Annotated in this window: 14 protein-coding genes; 5 read left to right on the top strand and 9 right to left on the bottom strand. The window is 44.5% G+C overall.

Annotated elements, in window-relative coordinates; all coding sequences use genetic code 11:
• Window positions 1-327: 327 nt before the first annotated feature.
• The 5 genes from ACRRS1_RS17440 (at window position 328) to ACRRS1_RS17420 (ending at window position 8884) form a co-directional block, all read left to right on the top strand.
• Window positions 328-2811: an EAL domain-containing protein gene (locus tag ACRRS1_RS17440; protein ID WP_432460013.1), complete on the top strand. Its 2484-nt coding sequence runs from the start codon at window positions 328-330 to the stop codon at window positions 2809-2811.
• 241 nt (window positions 2812-3052) lie between these two features.
• Entirely contained in the window at window positions 3053-3466 is a 414-nt protein-coding gene (gene arfB, locus ACRRS1_RS17435) for an alternative ribosome rescue aminoacyl-tRNA hydrolase ArfB (protein ID WP_432451922.1), read from the top strand.
• Between the two features lie 523 nt (window positions 3467-3989).
• On the top strand, window positions 3990-4376 hold the full coding sequence (locus tag ACRRS1_RS17430) for a DUF2799 domain-containing protein (RefSeq protein ID WP_432451923.1): 387 nt from the start codon (window positions 3990-3992) through the stop codon (window positions 4374-4376).
• 402 nt (window positions 4377-4778) lie between these two features.
• Window positions 4779-6776, top strand: coding sequence for a methyl-accepting chemotaxis protein (locus tag ACRRS1_RS17425; protein WP_432451924.1), 1998 nt, complete (start codon window positions 4779-4781; stop codon window positions 6774-6776).
• 497 nt (window positions 6777-7273) lie between these two features.
• Window positions 7274-8884 carry a hypothetical protein gene (locus tag ACRRS1_RS17420; protein ID WP_432467261.1) on the top strand — a complete coding sequence of 537 codons (1611 nt, stop codon included), beginning with the start codon at window positions 7274-7276 and terminating at the stop codon, window positions 8882-8884.
• A gap of 92 nt (window positions 8885-8976) precedes the next feature.
• Here ACRRS1_RS17420 and ACRRS1_RS17415 read toward each other — a convergent pair whose 3' ends face one another.
• The 9 genes from ACRRS1_RS17415 to ACRRS1_RS17375 all read right to left on the bottom strand — a co-directional run bounded on the left by ACRRS1_RS17415 (window position 8977) and on the right by ACRRS1_RS17375 (window position 18610).
• Window positions 8977-10005, bottom strand: a complete 1029-nt coding sequence (locus ACRRS1_RS17415; RefSeq protein ID WP_432451926.1) for a YiiX/YebB-like N1pC/P60 family cysteine hydrolase — start codon at window positions 10003-10005, stop codon at window positions 8977-8979.
• Window positions 10006-10549: 544 nt separating this feature from the next.
• Window positions 10550-11959, bottom strand: coding sequence for an amidase (locus ACRRS1_RS17410; RefSeq protein ID WP_432467262.1), 1410 nt, complete (start codon window positions 11957-11959; stop codon window positions 10550-10552).
• The gene (locus ACRRS1_RS17405; RefSeq protein ID WP_432467263.1) at window positions 11952-13217 is read right to left on the bottom strand and encodes a Zn-dependent hydrolase; all 1266 of its coding nucleotides are present in this window, start codon (window positions 13215-13217) and stop codon (window positions 11952-11954) included. Before ACRRS1_RS17405 ends, ACRRS1_RS17410 begins: the two co-directional genes overlap by 8 nt.
• A 21-nt stretch (window positions 13218-13238) precedes the next feature.
• Window positions 13239-13934 (bottom strand): ABC transporter ATP-binding protein, encoded by a 696-nt coding sequence (locus ACRRS1_RS17400; protein ID WP_432451929.1) that lies wholly within the window; start codon window positions 13932-13934, stop codon window positions 13239-13241.
• Entirely contained in the window at window positions 13927-14688 is a 762-nt protein-coding gene (locus tag ACRRS1_RS17395) for an ABC transporter ATP-binding protein (protein ID WP_432451930.1), read from the bottom strand. Before ACRRS1_RS17395 ends, ACRRS1_RS17400 begins: the two co-directional genes overlap by 8 nt.
• Window positions 14685-15617 carry a branched-chain amino acid ABC transporter permease gene (locus ACRRS1_RS17390; RefSeq protein WP_432467264.1) on the bottom strand — a complete coding sequence of 311 codons (933 nt, stop codon included), beginning with the start codon at window positions 15615-15617 and terminating at the stop codon, window positions 14685-14687. The genes ACRRS1_RS17395 and ACRRS1_RS17390 overlap by 4 nt, the downstream gene beginning before the upstream one ends.
• Window positions 15618-15681: 64 nt before the next feature.
• Entirely contained in the window at window positions 15682-16539 is an 858-nt protein-coding gene (locus tag ACRRS1_RS17385) for a branched-chain amino acid ABC transporter permease (RefSeq protein ID WP_432451932.1), read from the bottom strand.
• Between the two features lie 61 nt (window positions 16540-16600).
• Entirely contained in the window at window positions 16601-17794 is a 1194-nt protein-coding gene (locus ACRRS1_RS17380; RefSeq protein ID WP_432467265.1) for an ABC transporter substrate-binding protein, read from the bottom strand.
• Between the two features lie 69 nt (window positions 17795-17863).
• Window positions 17864-18610 (bottom strand): FadR/GntR family transcriptional regulator, encoded by a 747-nt coding sequence (locus tag ACRRS1_RS17375; protein ID WP_432467266.1) that lies wholly within the window; start codon window positions 18608-18610, stop codon window positions 17864-17866.
• Between the last annotated feature and the right edge of the window lie 137 nt (window positions 18611-18747).

The raw sequence follows: 18747 nt of genomic DNA, 5'->3' as shown, positions 1-18747 counted from the left end.
CTCCGTCCTTGCAATGAATAGTCAATTGTCGTTACCAACACATTCATACCTTAATTTGAGAGAGCCAAAGCCAGCCAAAATCGGTTTAGGCTCATAACTTAACAAGCCGCTAGTATCAGATAAAATGACTCGATGAAGCTGAATTCTCTGCATGATTGGAGCCATTATGGGGGCTACATTTTCAATTGCTGGGGTCGATGCCTGCTGATCCATTGGATATTGACTCGAATTATGATGAGTTCTGAAATTGGCCACAACTTTAGTTGTCGCATCTTGCTGAATATGATGTAGAGTTAAACTTAATTAGCATATTTCTGGCTGGCATGGATGACTCGGCGGATTTCCCTCAAATATATTTTGTTTATTATTTGTATGATGGCGGCTTTGCTGCCGACTTTGATCGTGAGTTCTTGGTTACAACATCGAATTCAACAAAGTGACATCGCAAGTGTGCAACAAAAACATCGACTGCTGGCCAAGACGACTAGTTTTAACTTGTCGCGCTATGTCACTGACAGCGCAGCAATGCTGAGTGCTGTCAATCAGCAAATCACTTCTCAGCCTTTCCCCCAAGCGTTTTCTACTTTGCTACGTCAAGCCAATATCTATGCCTTATTTGAGTGGCAGATGAGCCGTGGGCAGCGTTTTTTTTATGCGGATCAAGCGCTGAATATCTTTGATGACGTACCGTTGCAACTGCGCACTGCAATGGCGCAGGCGAGGACTGATAAGACTCGAGTTGCATATAGTGCGGTGGTGACCGAAGGATTACCGCAAGCCACTATCTTTATGGTGATTTATCAAGGTGAAGATCGCTTTCTGATCGGGGCGCAAAGTACTGAGTTTTTAGTGCAAAGCCAAGCTGAGATAAGCTTTGAACAACAAGGTTATGCGATTTTAGTCGACCAAAATGGTCGCGTATTGGCGCACCCTAATGCTCAATGGTGGCAACGCGCTAAAGATTTATCGAGTTTAGCGCCGGTGATCATGCTTAAACATCACCGCGATGGGCTGAGTCAGTTTTATTCCCCTAATTTGCAAACAGAAATGGTCGCTGGATTTGCTAAAGTTGCAGAGACAGGCTGGGGAGTATTGGTGGTGCAGCCTGTTTCTGAATTGCTCTTATCTTCTCACCAGCTAAAGCAGTTTACCTTTTGGTTGTCGCTGCTATGTGTATTTGTGGTGGGGATGGTGAGTTGGTATTTAGCTTGTATGTTGATCCGTCCCATTTGCCAAGTCGTGGAAGCTGCTCAAGGCATCTCTCATGGAGAAATGGGGAAGTATGTGAATGTTAATCGACGTTTTATGCCAACCGAAATAGAAGCCTTACTGGTTAAATTTAATGCTATGGCGAGTGAAGTGTACACGAGTCGAATGTTGCTTGAGCAGCGGGTGAAGCAACGTACCGAAGCCCTGAGTAAAGAGGTGCAGGTTCGCAAAAAAGCGGAGCAGAGAATATGGCAACAAGCCAATTTTGATGCGCTGACGAAACTGCCAAATCGGCGCATGCTTAATCGTTTACTCAGTGACGCCTTGGCTAATCGTCGTCAGCAAGAGTCTGTTTGTTTAATGTTGTTAGATTTGGATCAGTTTAAGGGGATTAACGATACCCTTGGTCATGATATGGGCGATATGCTATTGCAAATAGCGGCTCAGCGGATCCAACATTGTATTGGCGAAGGTGAACATGTGGCTCGGTTGGGGGGGGATGAGTTTATCCTTTTACTCACTGACAGTGGTCGCGAGCAGCGAGTCACGAATTTGGGTGAGTTACTCTTAAAAACGCTGAGTACGCCGTTTCAACTTGGAATTGAACGAGTCTACATCTCGACAAGTATTGGGGTTGCCTTTGCTCCTAAGGATGGAGATACAATCGATGACTTGCTAAAACATGCTGATCAAGCGATGTATGTCGCCAAAAAGCAAGGGCGTAACCGTCTCAGCTATTTCACAGCATCTTTACAGGAGCAGGCACAACTGCGACGCTTGTTGGTTAACGACTTACGAATGGCGCTGGTCAAACAACAGTTGCATTTACGTTTTCAGCCCATCGTCGATTTAAGCAATCATCAGTTAGTCAAAGCCGAAGTGTTGGTGCGTTGGTTACACCCAAGTCAAGGCTGGATAAGCCCTGATGATTTTATTCAGGTTGCAGAAGAAACTGGGGTTGTCGTAGATATTGGCAACTGGGTATTTAGTTGTGCAGTCGCGCAATTACAACGTTGGCAAGAATTAGGTTTACCCGCGGTGCAATTGAGTATAAATACCTCCCCCAAGCAGTATTTTGAGAGCGGCTGTGATGTGAATGCTTGGCTCAATGAGCTGAGCGAGGCTGGGTTGTCGAGTAGTGCGGTTGTGATGGAAATCACTGAAGGTTTACTGATGAATAATAGCCCCACCGTTAACGAAAAATTACTCACCTTAAGCAAGGCTGGTATTGAAGTGGCACTAGATGACTTTGGTACGGGCTATTCGTCCTTGGCTTACTTGCAAAAATTTGCCATCGATTATTTAAAAATCGATCGTATGTTTATTAAAAACTTGAGTTTAGAGAGTGATGATTTGAGTGTTTGTAAAGCGATTATAGTGATGGCTCATAAATTGGGCATTAAAGTGATCGCTGAAGGGATCGAGACTGAAAATCAGTATCAGTTGTTAGCGAACGAGGGTTGTGATTATGCTCAAGGTTATTGGTTTTCTAAGCCCTTAAGCCAAGAGAGTTTTGAATTGCTGCTCAAATCTTCATCTCGAGTGTTACCCTTAGCGAGTGAGTCATATGGCCTGGTTCATGACGGTGGCGCTCGTGAGTGACATTTTAAACTGGGGTACACTTTACTTTAAGCCGCATATTCTCTGTTTCTCGGAATACGAGTACCAATTAGGCTTTAAATGGCTGTTGTTGGCATAACGAGGTGGTTGCGAGTGATAGACTTAGAGTGCTAGTCTGCGCGACAGCTGTCGCGATTACACATTTATCCGCGTCATCATTAATCGCCCAAGTTAAATTGACTTTGAACCCGATTAATACTCTTTAGGAATGGTTTAATCAGAAATGCTGGAATTATCTAATAAGCTAAGCTTGGCCGATTGGGAATTGGAATTTACCGCTATCAGAGCTCAAGGCGCTGGAGGTCAAAATGTTAATAAAGTCTCTAGTGCTGCCCATTTAAGGTTTGATATTAAGCGTTCAAGCTTGCCTGATTTCTATAAAGAACGTTTATTAAAGTTATCTGATCAACGGATTACCAAAGATGGGGTCATTATCATTAAGGCACAAACCCATCGTACCTTGGAGCGAAATAAGGAAGAAGCCTTACAACGTTTAAAAGAACTGATCCTTGATGCGACAGTGGTACAAAAGAAACGTCGCCCCACCAGAGCAACCTTGGGTTCAAAACGTCGGCGGATGGATCAGAAGACTCAGCGTGGTCAAACCAAGCAAATGCGAGGAAAAATCAATTATTAAGTTGCGCTTGTTCTGATCGGTGCTGCCCTGCGCTGATTCATATGATTTGTTTTGCATCTATGATTTCATCATGGCTTTGGTTCTGTTTGAAATGTCGCAGTATTTTTGCAGTCCGGTTTTGCCTTGTTTGCGGATATTTGCCTTTATCTAGTCAGAATGACTTTGAATGTGAAGCAAATACAACGGTTTCTTGCTGGTAAAGAAAAAGAGTCAAACATATGGAGACCAAGTCTTCGACCCCACTAATCGCGTATGGATGTGACCTTTCATCTTATAAGCTTTGTCTTAATGAACCACCGAGCGCAGAATAAACCCATTAAAAAAAGGACATTTTTTCATGGTCTTTGGTGGCGTTTAAAACTGAATTCTCATTTGTTTTCTAGCTCAGTAAACGGCGCTGTTTCAAAATTTGTAAACCACTGTAAAGGGCGCTTAAAGCTTTGTAAAGTCGCTTACTTATTGGTTCTGGCAGTCTTATATTTAAGGTGAAGTTTGATTACCCAGAGCCACCAAGGAGGTTCACATGTTTAGGTCTATTTTTATCGTATTTAGTTTCGTCATCGCCGCTTCAGTTAATGCTGCATCGCTAAGTAATTTGGTGCAACAAGAGCAGTGGCAAGAAGTGGGTGTGCTTGACGGACAGAATGGTCACCATCAACGTACCAGCATCGAGTTAAGTCAACTCAAAGCTTTGAGCCAAGATCAAGTTGCCAGTTACAAATTAGGTTATAGCGAAGGATTAACGCAGTTTTGTTCCGTTGATACTGCCTATCAGGCTGGAAATTCAGGTCAGTCTTATCGTGGAGAATGCGTAAACTTTAGTAATGAAGATGAGTTGGTACTTAGCTGGCAAGCAGGGCTGTACGATTATGAGCAAATGGAAGAGGTTATGGGCATGTTTAGCGATTAATCAGCACATGGTTTATGGTGCAGTTATTTATAGCCCCCAAAAAAAGATCGCAGTCGCGATCTTTTTTGTATCTCTCGAATCTGCAGGATAAAGTACTTAGGGTGTTTATCTACACTGTCGAGTCATCATAGAACTATCAGGTCATGCCGACTAAAGCTCTCTTCTCACAAAGTTTAAGCAACTCGAAGGTGCTAAATCCAAGCTGCAATAACAGCACAATTATTCTTAACCCATAGCTTATTAGTCTGAATATTTCTACATAATTGGTATTTTTTCTCGATCTTTTACTCGGTTTTGTGATATGTATTTGATACGAGCTTTCTTATGTGCTTAAAAAGTACGGCAGAAAACGCTAGATAATGGAACGGCTCGGCCGAGTTGTGGGTACAAGGAATGATGGAAATGAATTTATCGGTAGTGATGCGAACCTTGTTAGGATTTGTTGTCTTGTTGCTATTATTAGTGGTTATGGCTGTGATTGGCCAAATCAATATGCGAGGTGTCGAAGCGCAGCTGAAAAGAACCGTTGAGCAGCTTACGCCGATGACCGAGCGCGCTAATCAATTGTCGGGCTTATTGCTTAATTCTGCGCGGATGGTTGGTTTACATAGTGGAAAAAAGCAAGCCTCCGAACTCAGCGACTTAGAAACCAAGTTAGCGTCGCTTAGTCAGCAGTATCTAAATAGTTTTCAACAATTACTAGAGCTGGGACGTGATGATGCGCAATTGAGCGAAGGCCTCTCGGAATTAGCTAAGCAACAACAGCTGATTAGCAGCACTTCGGCGCAACAACTCGAAACGCGTCACCAGTGGTTAGCCAGTACTGAAAAATTAGCAGGCTTACGCAAACACTATAATCAAGAATGGGTCTATTTTAAAGATGATGCAGAACTCTTAGTTGATAGTGTTGAAGATGGCGCTCAATGGATTGCCAAGGGGATCTTAGGTGATGGGATGGGTTTGAGCCGCACGGTGAATAATGTGTTTACGGCGCAAACTGCAGAAGATAGTCAACGTTTGTTAGGCGTGATTCATACCTACTATGATTCAATGCTAAGCAAGCGTGAACAGTTGAAAAAAGATGATCCGGTGAGCGCCGGTGACTTAGATGCTTATTTCGATTTATTAGCTAAATCTTTTAGTGAACAGGGCCTATTTGCAGTGGTCGCTAGCATTAGTCAATTACAACATCAGCAACAACTTAATTTAGCGCAATTAAATCAACAAACCGACACCGCCTTAGCGATGTTGGACAGTATTAATCAGCAGGTTTCATCGATCATTCATTCTGCGAGTGAGCAGGCTCGTCAAAGTACTTATATGGCAACCTTGCAGATGCTGGCCGCGATTGCAGTTTCGTTGGTGATTGCCTTAGTGGTTGCCTGGAGTGTGACTCGAAGTATTCGATTGCCCTTGAAACGAACCTTGGATCAAATGAAACGTTTGGTTGACGGTGATTTTAGTCAGCGAGTCAAGTTACAGCGTAATGACGAGTTTGGGCAAATTGCTAACCAATTGAATACGCTTACCGCGCAGCTTAGTCAAACCATTGAAGCGATGGTTAGTAATGCCTCACAATTAGAGGGGAGTGCACAGCAAGGCTTAGCGGCAAGCCAGCATACTCGTGGTTTGATCCGTGACCAACAACAGCAAACCGATCTGGTCGCGGAAGCCGTCACTTTGATGGAAGTTGGTGTGCAAGATGTGTCGCAGCAAGCTAACGTTTCACGAGATGAAATCAGCGCGGTATCGGCTTTAACCGAGCAAGGGCGGGTTGCGGCGCAAAGTACTCGCGAGACCACCAATCAATTGCAATCAACCATTACTCAAGCGAGTTCTCAGGTGATTGATCTTAAACAGCAATCTGATGGCATTAGTTCTATTTTGGATGTTATTCAAGGGATTGCTGAACAAACCAATTTATTAGCCTTAAATGCCGCGATAGAAGCCGCCAGAGCGGGAGAGCAAGGTCGCGGTTTTGCGGTGGTTGCCGATGAAGTTCGAAGTCTTGCGAGTCGGACGCAAAACTCCACGGTCGAAATTTTTCAAGTAATTGATACCTTGCAAAAAGGTGCTGAGTCAGCAGCCAAGTTGATGCAGCAAGGTGAAACCATGGTTGATAGTTGTATGGTGCAGGCCGAGCAAAGTGACCAACAGTTACAATCAATCGCCGAATTACTGAGCCAAATTAGCGAACGTAGTCAAGATATAGCCAGAACTGCGGAAGAGAAACTCACGGTAGCGACTCGGGTTGCCAGCAACGTGAGCAAAATTGTCGAATTGGCTGAGTTAGCTAACCGCGATGCTCAAACCAGCGAAGATGCCAGCCATGCCCTTAAAGCGCAGTCGGCACGACAACTTGGTCAGCTAGCAACCTTTACCTTAGACGCCGCGTCTTAGTTTGGTTGTTTAAGAGCGACTGCATATATTGATGGAGTCGTTCGTTTAAACAGCGAAGTCATGATAAACGCTCCCCCAGCGGTTAGTGCATTGCTTACTGAGGGCTTAAGGCTTGCCCTCTCTTTATTTCCGCTAAGCAAGCTCTCTGGCTGAAGTGACTTACCTTGTGTAAGGTGAAACGATAGTGGACTTAAGTCTGATCGCTGGAACAACTTTATAATAATAGTTTGATAGTCATAACTTTTTTAAATATTGCTCATTGCTTCGCCAATTTAAGCATTGCTATAGTTCTCCCTCTAATTCAATTTGCCTCAAGATAGTTTGATTCATCTGATTGCTTACAACTTATTTTCGGCGGATTTGAATAATTAATTTGGGTCTGCTGATATACGTAGTATTGGGCGTCAATAATTATATCGGCATATCCTTTGATTTTTATAGTTTGTTATATGAGTTGATGGCAATAAGTCTCTGGCTCAGGAGGCTCGAGGAATAGCATGGATGGCAAACAGTTACACTCTCTAGCTTGTCAGTTGATGATCGAAGGTGGCACATTAGACTCGTCATCCTTCGCCGAGTATCTCAGTCAACATACAGACGCAAGCTTTAGCCAAGAGCAGCTTGAGCTAGCGATCACTGCCACACATCAGCAGCTCAATAAAATGTATCGTCAGCAGCATGCCATCGCCGCCTTACCCAATGGCTTTGCCGATTCTCTGAATCAATGGTTTGTCCAGCTCAATCAATCTATCGAGGCGCGGGTTGATAGATTGACGCAAGAAAAACAACAGTCTTGGGATTCTGGGCGGCTTGAGTTAATGGCCCAACATCAGCAGCAATTAGGCGAACAAGCCACTAAGTATCAGACTTTGGAAGCTGACATGATTGGCTTACGTACTCAGTTAGCAGGAGCGGTTGAGAAAACCAGTGAACTACAGACTGAAGTTGATCAATCCAAGCAGCAGCAACAGTTGCTCAAGGCAAGTTTGGAAGAGGCAGAACAAGCGCAAATGCAGGCGCAGCAACAACATGCCAGTTTGAGTGCTGAAAATCAGGCCTTAAGCCAAAACTTACAGCAAGTACAAAGCCAGCTTGAAGCTTATCAACAGCTTGAAGAAGAGGCCGCCTTAGAGCAATCAGAGCATGAGCAGCATTTACGTCAGCAACTACAAGCCAGCCGAGAAGCGCTCGAACAAGAGTTGGCGCAGGGCAAGTTGCGGGGAGAGGCTCAAAGTGAATTGAGTCATCAAGCTCGCGAACTTGCGACACGTTGTCAACAGTTGGAACAACATAACCAGCACTTAGATAGCAGTAAGGCCCTACAACAGTCTCAGATTGAGCGATTAGAGCTACAATGTCAGTCTTTGGCTGAGCAGTTAAGTCAACAGACCGCGCAGCAGGTTCAGCGGGAGCAAGTGGCGATTGAGAGCGAAACCGTGTTACGTGAGCAGCTGACTATTTTAGAGCAGGGCAAGCACGCTGCTGCTCAGCAAATAGAGCGTTTACAACAACAGTTGCAAGAGTACGTCGCTAAATTGACTCAACAAGAGGCGGAGAGGCAAGCTTTAGTCGAGCGTCGCCAATCGCTGAAAAATCAGCTAGCACAAGTCTTACCGGAACTTGAGCAATATCAGCAAACAGAAGTAAGGCTTCAGCAGCATGTCGCTCAACTAGAGTCTAAATATTTGGATAATACGGCTGAACTGAGCCAGTTAAAAACCCAGCTTGCAGCAGCGAAGTCTCAGCTCCAGTTGAGCCAGGATATGGCGGAGAACGAGCGTCAACGGCAGACTGAACAACAGCAGACAGAACTTCAGCAACAGTTGGGTCATTTACAGGCTAAGTTTGGTAAAGAACAACAGGGTCATCGCTTAACAAAGTTAGCGTTAAGTCAACTGGAAGAACAGTTGCTTGATGCGCAGATAGAAAATAGTACTTTTCCAGGCAAGTTGAATGTGCTTACCGAGCAGTTGAACGCTGCCGATTTGCTGAATGCCCAGTTACAACGGGAGGTGAAAGAAGCCAACCAAGATATTGCGAGTTTGAGCGATGCGAATAGCAAATTAAATCGTTTATTGAATCATTCGGCGAGCAAAGGAAAGGTCTAATACTCAATCTCGTGTATCGCGATATGGGCTTCGGATTAAGGCTTACACTGCTTATTTAGCCATAATGAATGCACTCTGTATAAAGGTCTGGCTTAGCTCAATAAAAATGCCTGAGTCGTTGCAACAAAATTTTCTGAGCGCGGTGTTGAAAAGCTCTTTTTTATCACGGCTTCGGCTGTCATCTTATGATTTAATGCGTTTTCGACTAATTGCCGATACAAATTGAACTGCTGTTCGGCATATTTTAATTTATATTGTTCCTTAATATAAAAATATTGCTCAAGGTTATTTTTATACAATGCTAATAAGCTTTCTGCGACTTCAAGTTCTTTATATGCTCGTCTAATAATCTCTTGCTTGGTTAATCGCAGTTCCATGAATAAGTTTGCGTTGTAGCGCCAGGCATTTCTCTCTTTTTCGTAACGCCACATATCAAGATAGCCTGAACAGGCATATATCTCGGTGACTTGTTGGTCAAAATGTGGTTCTTTAATCAGCCTGGATGTGATGTCTGCTAATGACTGAATCTTATTCCCCATTATCTTTCTGACAGACTTTAGAATGTCATTGGTAATTTCAGTTTGCTTGTTAATTGGGTTAAAACTTAATGCAAAATCAATTTCTTCTTTACTTGCTTGGTATATGCAGTCTTTAATCACCGAGACACGCTGTGAATCAGCGATATCCTGAGGGAGGCAAGTATCACTATTGGCAACTAACGCCAAACCCGCGTATTCATAAGACTTAGCCACCAAACGAGAACAAAACTGCTTTTTGGTTTCTAGTTTGGAAAAAAATTTTGCGCCCGCATTCACAGCACTTAATCTTGAATAGGATGAGCCAACTTGTAGTCGAGCAAATTCAATGGCTTTCTTGATGGGCTGAGGATCGTTAACTCTTACCACCTGGACATATTCAGGTTGTTCCAAAATCATCCGTTGTAAATTTCCGGAATGCACCCCTTCAGGATCAGAATGAATATAGCTAGATTCACCGACATATAATATGACATGTGAATACGCCGACCTCGTTAAGGTTCGTATGGTTTTACTTGGTTTTTTGTCGGAACAAGTAAGAATAATATCCCCTTGTTTTAATCTTTCCCTATTTAAGAGATACATGCACCACCCTCTAAACTAAAAGCTCATCAGGAGGGGAAAATCCTCTATTGTTCAGGGACTTCCCCAACATAACTCAATTGATAATTTAAAAGCTAACATATAATGGGCGATTAATCAGTAGATTAAATTTCGAACTTTGCGCCTAAAATATGATCTGAATCAGTGCTGGGCGTGTTGAGCTAGCTGTGCTTGGCCGAGCAATCTCATGTTGAGCACGCAATATCTGGAAATCTTTTGTATTACGGAAAGTACTCTCTTGGTTCTTTGGGGGATTTGTTGCGGCGTAGCTGACAATCCAATGGCTTCATTGTATTTGGATATCGCTTTACCTTACTTGCCATTAATTTTGGTGATGCAAGTGATAGGGGGGTAGCGCTGTGGCGGGCTATAGAGGGCATAGCCCAATTTTTTGGGGAGCCCTTTGGCTGGTATTTGTGGCGCATTTCTACAGCATTATTGCCGATTGATATCGAATGAGGTCATCAATCGGCTTTGTCTTGATTTAGATAGCTTGAAAAATTATCCAACTAACCATTTGCTAAGATCAAGCAATTCTAGGAGCATCCAAAAATTGAGTGGGAATTAAATCTTCAATATGTTTTGCGATGTTTATGGCCATTAAGTCATTCCCTCTATCCGCGACAATTTGAAGTCCTACAGGTAATCCGTTGACTTGACCGCAGGGAATCGACAATGCGGGTTGCTGCGTGAGATTAAAGGGGTAAGAAAATGGCGTCCAATCCATCCAGTGTTTTTGCTGTTGAGTCTCGGTGTTTTGGCCTGCTTCAAAGGCCGTACGAGGCAGAGTTGGGGTGATTAAAATGTCGTAGTTTGAATGAAAGGCCTGCATGGTGCGTCCTAATTCGGCTCGTTGTTCGACAGCCTTCATATAGTCGACGATGTCAATCTTACTCCCCTGTTCACCAATCTTGAGAAAACCAGGGTCGAGCAATTCGCGTTGTTTTTGACTGAAGCCAGAGATTACTTTCGCAGCCCCAGCAAACCAAAGCGTTGAAAAAGTATCGATGGGATCTTGGATGTTGGGCGTGACTCGCTCCACCTTTGCGCCCAGTTGCTCAAGTGATGTGACAGCAACATCAATTAGTTTGAGTATTAGAGGATCAACATCGACGTAGCCAAGCGTTGGGCTGTAGGCTATTTTGATGCCATCGAGAGGCTGTTTATTGGCATCGCTCCAAGTCCCGCTAAAAACACTGTTTGAGTACCAATCCCTGATGTCGGGGGTCGCGACGATATCCATCATTAACAAGCTGTCTTGAACCGTTCTGGTGATTGGTCCGAGGTGAGAAAGAGTTGTCATCGCGCTTGCGGGCCATTGAGGTATGTAACCAAATGTCGGTTTTATACCAAATACTCCGCAGAAGGAAGCGGGGATCCGTATCGAGCCTCCAGCATCACTGGCCTGGTGTAGAACCCCCATGTTTAAAGCTGCTGCGACAGCAGCACCACCAGAAGATCCTCCAGAGGTTTGAGTTGTTTTCCAAGGGTTTCTGGTGATACCGGTCAGTCGACTATCGGTTACGCCTTTCCAGCCGAACTCGGGGGTGGTTGTTTTACCAAGTATCACCGCGCCAGCCTGTCTCATCTTTTGGGTAAACGGAGCATCGACGACAGCCAAGTCTTCAGAACTGGTCAATGAGCCGCTACGGCTCGGCCATTTAGCGACAGAGGTTAAGTCTTTGATAGAGCTAGGTATACCATCAATTTTGCTGAGCGGGGCTGCTTTAAACCAACGCGCTTCAGATTGTTTTGCAGCCTTGAGCGCATCCTGCTCAGCAATAAAGCAGTATGCATTAACCGAAGAGTTACACTGCTCAATCCGTTCCAGTGAAGCTTGAGTCGCTTCAACCGGAGAAAGTGCTTTGGATTGGAACAGCTGGCTGAGTTCGACCGCTGTCATGTCTGCTACATGAGTATGTTTGGAATTAGTCATTTTCGAAGACCCCAGCAGCAGATAATAGAACATTCAGTAGCACAGAGGCTCCAGCACCAAGGTCTTCTGCCTTTGCTCTCTCGAGTTCATTATGACTTATCCCTCCCTCACAAGGGACGAAAATCATTCCGGCAGACGTCACGTCGGCCATAAAAATAGCGTCATGTCCCGCACCACTAACAATATCCATATTCGGGCATCCTAAGTCGGTGGCCGCAGTTCTTACTTGATCGATACATTGGCTGTCAAAGGAGATGGGAGGAAAATCGGCAGTTGCGCTTATGTTTATTTGAAGGCCGTATTTTTGAGCCAAGGTATCCACTTTGCGGTATAAGTCTTGGGTCATTGCTTCGAGTACTATTGAATCTAAGTGTCTGAGATCGGCCGTCATTTTTACACGACCAGGAATCACATTGCGAGAGCTTGGAAATATCTCAAAACAGCCAACTGTTCCTCGGCCATGAGGCGAATTTTGCAGGGCTAATTGATGTATAAATTGGAGTAATTCAGCACCAGCAACGGCGGCATCTTTTCGAAGGTGCATGGGGGTTGGGCCTGCGTGAGCTTCTATTCCCGTTATTTCTATATCAAACCACTTTTGGCCAAGGGCTCCAACCACAACGCCGATCTGTTTCTGCTGTTCTTCCAGTACTGGACCTTGCTCGATGTGTGCCTCGTAATAAGCGGTGACTTTATGGCCAAGATGGCTTTTGCTACCGTTATAATCAATTTGATTGAGCGCATCTTGCACTGAGATCCCTGCATCATCTTTTGTGGATAGCGCTTCGTCGAGTGAAATTTTTCCAGTAAATACACCAGATCCCATCATGCATGGCGGAAATCTTGAACCTTCTTCGTTGGTCCATGCGACAACTTCGATCGGAGCAATCGTTTGTATGTTCAGGGCGTTCAAGGTACGTATTGCTTCTAAACCAGCCATCACACCAAAGCAGCCATCAAACTTACCACCAGTTGGTTGGGTATCAATGTGGGAACCTGTCATGACAGGGGGGAGATGATTGTTTTGACCAGCTCTTCGTGCAAAAATATTACCGATCTCATCGATTAAAACCGTACAGCCCGCGTCTTCACACCACTTCTTAAATAAGTCTCTGCCTTGTTTGTCTCGCTCGGTTAGCGCCAAGCGATTTAAGCCACCTTTTAGGGTATGGCCAATTTGTCCATGGGTCATCAAACTGTCCCAAAGACGTTCGGTGTTTACCTTGATCTTCCCTAAGCTAGGTGATCGTTTATTCATTTGCATACAGCGTTTCTTCCACTAAACCGCAAGATATCGATTTTTAATCTCGTCTTGTTTGCTAAATTCTGTTTGAGAGCCTTGGTAAACAATTTCACCAAGCTCGATCACGTAGTGTTTGTCGGCTAACTTCTCGCATACCGATAAATTTTGCTCAACCAGCAGCACGCCAACACCAGCTGCGCGAATCTGAGCGAGGATCCGGATGATTTCGTCAACGATGACGGGGGCGAGACCCTCTGTTGGTTCGTCAAGTAGCAGAAATTTTGGGGCATTGACTAAAGCGCGCGCGATCGCGAGCATTTGTTGTTCACCCCCAGATAGGGCGTTGCCACCGTTCTTTCTGCGTTCTTTGAGGCGCGGGAACATTTGATAAATGTCTTCAAGACTCCAGGGACTACGCTTGTTGATTGCAATTTTGAGGTTCTCTTCAACGGAAAGAATGCCAAAAATGCCTCTGTGCTCCGGTACCAAAGCAATCCCGCGTCGTGCGATTTCGTATATTTCTTTACCAACAAGGTTTTCCTCATCTAATAGCACTTCTCCTTGCTGCGCTTTAACGATACTCACGATAGTTTTTAGGGTGGTGGTTTTACCGGCACCGTTTCGTCCCAGCAGTGTCACAATTTCACCAGACTCTATTGCCAAGTCAATTCCGTTTAAAATATGGCTTTTACCGTAAAAAGAGTGCAGGTTGTTGATCACTAATCTACTCATTGCCACTTTCTCCTAAGTATGCTTTTTTAACCAATTCATCCCCTTTGACTTCTTCAGGAGAGCCTTCGATTAAAATATTGCCTTGGTGCATCACGGTGATCCGGTCGGAAATAGACATCACGAGTCGCATATTATGCTCAATCAGCATGACCGTATGATCTTTGCCTAGTTCTGAAATTAAGCCGGTCATCATTGGGATATCATCAACGCCCATTCCTGAGGTCGGTTCATCAAGCAATAGTAATGATGGGGATCCGCAGAGTGCCATACCAACTTCCAGTATTCGTTGTTGTCCATGTGATAACTCACCGGCCAGTTTGTCAGCCCACTTATCTAATTGAATTCTTTCCATCACTTCATCGGCTTTTAGCAAATGCTTGTGGTTGGCGGTTTCAGGAACCCAAAACTTGAGCGCACTAAGGCCGTCTCGACCCTGAGCGGCGATACGTAAATTTTCACGTACATCTAAGTTTTGGAAGAGACTGGTTACCTGAAACGAGCGAGACATCCCTTTCGATACTCGTTTATGTGCCGCAAGATAAGTCAAATCTTCGCCATTAAAAAAGATCTTTCCACGGGTTGGTTTTCGTTCGCCAGTTAAGCAGTGAAATAATGAGGTTTTTCCGGCACCATTTGGGCCGATCACCGTATGAATTGAGCCTTTCTTGATCTTTAAATCAACACTTCCTACCGCAGAAAATGCCCCATAATCTAAGCCTAATTTAGAGGTTTCTAATAAGTAACTTGAGTTCATTTGGTCACCTCGGAAATAGCCTCTTGCTTGGATTTTTTAGATACCAATAATTTGGAACTTAAAGACCTTAGCCCCCCCCACAAACCCTCAGGAAGGAACAATACGACCGCTATCAATGCAGCTCCCAAGATCATCATCCACCTCGGCCATATCGATGAGAGTAGATCTCCTATCAAGACAATTGAGCCAGCCCCCAGAATGGAACCGAGTAATGAGCCGGTTCCTCCGATGATGGTCATAATCATGATGTTTTCTGACATGGCTAATTCAATGTTTGACAGCGGGGCGAAGTTTAAAAGAAGCGCGTAGAGAGCCCCAGCAAGGCCGGTTATCGCCCCCGAAATGACAAAGGCCATTAGCTTGAAATGGTTGGTTGAGAAGCCGACCGCCGAAGAGCGGCCTTCGTTTTCTCGAATTGCCACAAGGGTTGTTCCAAAGGGCGAATGGATCACTCTTCGGGCAAACACAAACACAATCACAAAAAGGCTTGCGACAAAAACATAAAATGCTTCGCTGCTCTGTAGATCGCTGATTGTCATTCCAAAGATTGCGAGCGCAGGCCGAGGTACATCGAGTAGCCCGTTATCGCCGCCAGTCCATTGACTAAATGTATAGGCTAAGAAATATGCCATCTGAGTGAAGGCCAGCGTAAGCATGACAAAGTAAATCCCAGTTCTTCTGATCGACAAAGCGCCAACGATTAGAGCCAGTGATGCACCAATCAAAATGGCCGTGGCTAGGGCTGCTATTAATCCAAAATTTAGATGGATCATGACTAATGAAGCGCTATAAGCGCCGCCGCCAAAAAAGATCCCCTGTCCGAATGACAAGAGGCCGGTATAACCTAGAAGAAGGTTGCAGGCTAATGCGGCGAGAGCAAATATTAGAATCTCTGTTGCGAGTGTGATGGAAGGAAGTAATATCGGCATTAACACAATCAATGCTAAGGCTAGGATGGTTATTCCGCCAAAAATAGAAGTCTTCGTATTCATCTTATGCTCTCCCGAATAATCCGTAAGGACGCAATAAAATGACCACTGCCATCGCGCCATAAATCATTAAGCTGGCACCTTGCGGCCAAATGGTGGTCATTAGACTTTGTACCAAGCCAACCAATAACCCGCCGACTAACGCGCCAGTGAAAGAACCCATTCCTCCAATGACGACCACCACGAACGCAATCCCAAGAACTTCTGGCCCTACAAATGGACTCACGCCTCTAATGGGTGCTGCGAGTACGCCAGCAAGACCTGCAAGACCGACTCCTAAGGCAAAGGTAATTGAGAATAAGCGATGGGTATGGGTTCCTAATAGTGAAACGGTTTCTGCGTCTTCACTGCCGGCTCGCACTAGTGCGCCAAATTTGGTTTTATCTAGTAATAGCCAAACCAGAATCGCAACCACAGCCGAAAAAGCAATCACAAAGAGTCGATATTCTGGATAGAAGAAGTCTCCGATTTGAAATACACCTTTCAGAGAATCAGGAGGCGCAACGTGCTTCCCTATTGGTCCCCATATTGAAATACAGAGCTCTTGAATGATGAGGGCAACGCCTAAAGTCACTAGAATTTGATAGGTGTGTGGAAGATGGTAGACCCTTTTGATCAAGGTTCTTTCACATGCCCAGGCAATGAGTGCTATACAAATGGGGACGGCAACCAGTGCCAGCCAGTAATTTCCAGTTACTGCGACGGCGGTATAGCTCAGGTATGCTCCCAGAAGATAAAAAGCACCGTGAGCAAAGTTCACAAAGTTAAGTAGCCCAAAAATGATAGTAAGCCCTACCGAGAAGAGGAAATAAATCATTCCAAGCCCTATCCCATTTACTGCCTGAAATAAATACAGGTTCATAATTCACCTCTAACAATATTGACGCGCCACTTCGTCAATTGAGCAAAGTGGCGTGGAACTTTTAAAGAGCTTTGCACTTGAGCGATGATTGGTCAGGGAAAGACTGTCCATAGCTGATAATGTCTGCAAAATCATCTGCATTTTTCATTTCTGAAGCGGCTTTACCTTTTAATAGGTAGTAGTTTTTCAAGACTTGGTGATCGGCGGCTCGAACGGTTTCGGTTCCAGTTGGGCCCGCATAAGACTTGCCCTCTAAAGCCTTGATGACAGCACTCGGTTCGGTTGAGCCTGCATCTGCAATGGCATCTAACAGAAGTTTGGTACTGGTGTAATCGGCCGCTAATGGGTAGTTGGGGGTGATACCATATGCATCTTTAACTTGCTTGACTAGGGCTGCATTGAATGGGGTGTCAACGGTGTGCCAATACTGTGCGCCGAAGTAGACATTTTCTGTGATATCAGCACCGAGTTCTTGGAATTGATCTAAGCCTGATGACCAAGTGACTAAGATGGTCATTCGATTTTTTAGGCCGAAGTTAATCGCTTGGCGTAAGGCATTAGAGGATTGAGCGCCGAAGTTTAGTAATAAGAGAACGTCTGGTTGAGCCGCCATTGCGTTGGTGAGGTAGCCAGAGAATTCTTGCTCTTGTAACGAGTGGTAACTATTACCCACATGCTCAATGCCAAGTTCATCAAATACGGCTTCTGCATTAGATAGTAGCGCTTCACCGAATACATATTGAGGGGTGATGGTATACCACCGTTTTTTTTCTGGGTGCTCTTTAAACAAAGGGATCACGGTTTCTCTGATAGCGCCGTAAGTTGGCACCGACCAACGAAATGTGGCGGCGTTACAATCGACACCGGTTAGCTCATCAGCACCTGCTGGCGTGATAAAGACGCCGCCAGATTTATTGATTTCCTTACCCAGTGCCAGAGACGTTGAAGATAGGGTGCCGCCATCAAAAAACTTGGCTTTATCTTGGCTAATCGCTTCTTGTACTTTACGAAGCGCTTTCCCTGCATTACCTTCGGTGTCGATCTCTTTATAAGTGGTTGTTTGTCCAAGCAATTTTCCATATTGCTCAACTGCTAATTTCGACCCCATATCTGCATACTTACCATAACTAGCAAAGCCTCCCGATAGAGATTTTACGCCATAAATTGTTACGGCTTCGTCTTGGGCAAGTGCAAGGCAAGAAGCGGATGCTATTGAGAATACAAGTGCAGTATGTTTCAAATATTTTTTAATCATCTTTAGTTCCTTTGGTGATGTTGGCCTTAAGGCTTGGTTTCATGGCTTGTAATTTATATTTAAGATCTCTTACATTTTTTTAGAAATTTCTCCGTCAAGCGTGACAAAGTGCATTTCTGCTTCACACATGTGCTCCCCCATCAGGGTTCGAACCTGGGTTTTATCTTGTTTGTCATACGCACTAATGAGTGCGTAGTGATAATCAACATTCGACTTTGTGAATGCGTAGTAGTCGATTAAATAGGCTTTTTTTAATACGACGAGATCTCTCAATAATTCGTTTAAAAATCGTCCAAAAAATCCCAGAACTGGATTTGGCGAAGCATCCGCTAATACATTGTGGAATTCCAATTCGGCGATTTTCTGCAGTCGCTGCTCTTCTTCTGTGCTTGGTTTTTTACTGCACTGATTGGTGTACTTTCTCAGCAATGAAAGTTCGTCTTCCGTCAAATGTCCGACCACAGACACAGCTATCTCAACCTCAACTAGTTTTCGCATTTGATACAGTTGTTCTGGGCTGATGTGACGAAAGTAAAGGTAGTTTCGCAAGGCTTTACTGGCTGGCTCGGTGCCAACTTCAGTCAGTGATGCACCGCCACCTGGACCTGGTTTTGTTTTGATCAAACCCTCAACTTCCAAGGCTTTTAATGCTTCTCTCACTGTTCCTTTGGAGATCTGATATTGCTCGATCAAATCTTTTTCACTGGGTAGACGATCCCCTGGCTTGAGTTCTTCAGACACAATCAGCCGTTTTACTTCATCGACAATTAAGTCTGATAGTTTTCGTTTGGTTTTATTCTTGAATTCGGATGTCATTTCAGCTCCCAAAAGATGCATGACAGAGTGCAAAATATTAAATACAAATCATTATGATTAATTACTTGGTTAGGTTTTCTGCAAATTGAGTGCCGAAGCTCCAATGAGAACTTGAATTATGCTGCTTTTATAAGCAG

Source organism: Agarivorans sp. Z349TD_8 (assembly GCF_050870825.2).
In the GTDB taxonomy this organism is placed as follows: Bacteria; Pseudomonadota; Gammaproteobacteria; order Enterobacterales; family Celerinatantimonadaceae; genus Agarivorans.
Note: the sequence above shows the minus strand (reverse complement) of the source record. Positions and strands in the feature narration are given on the sequence as shown.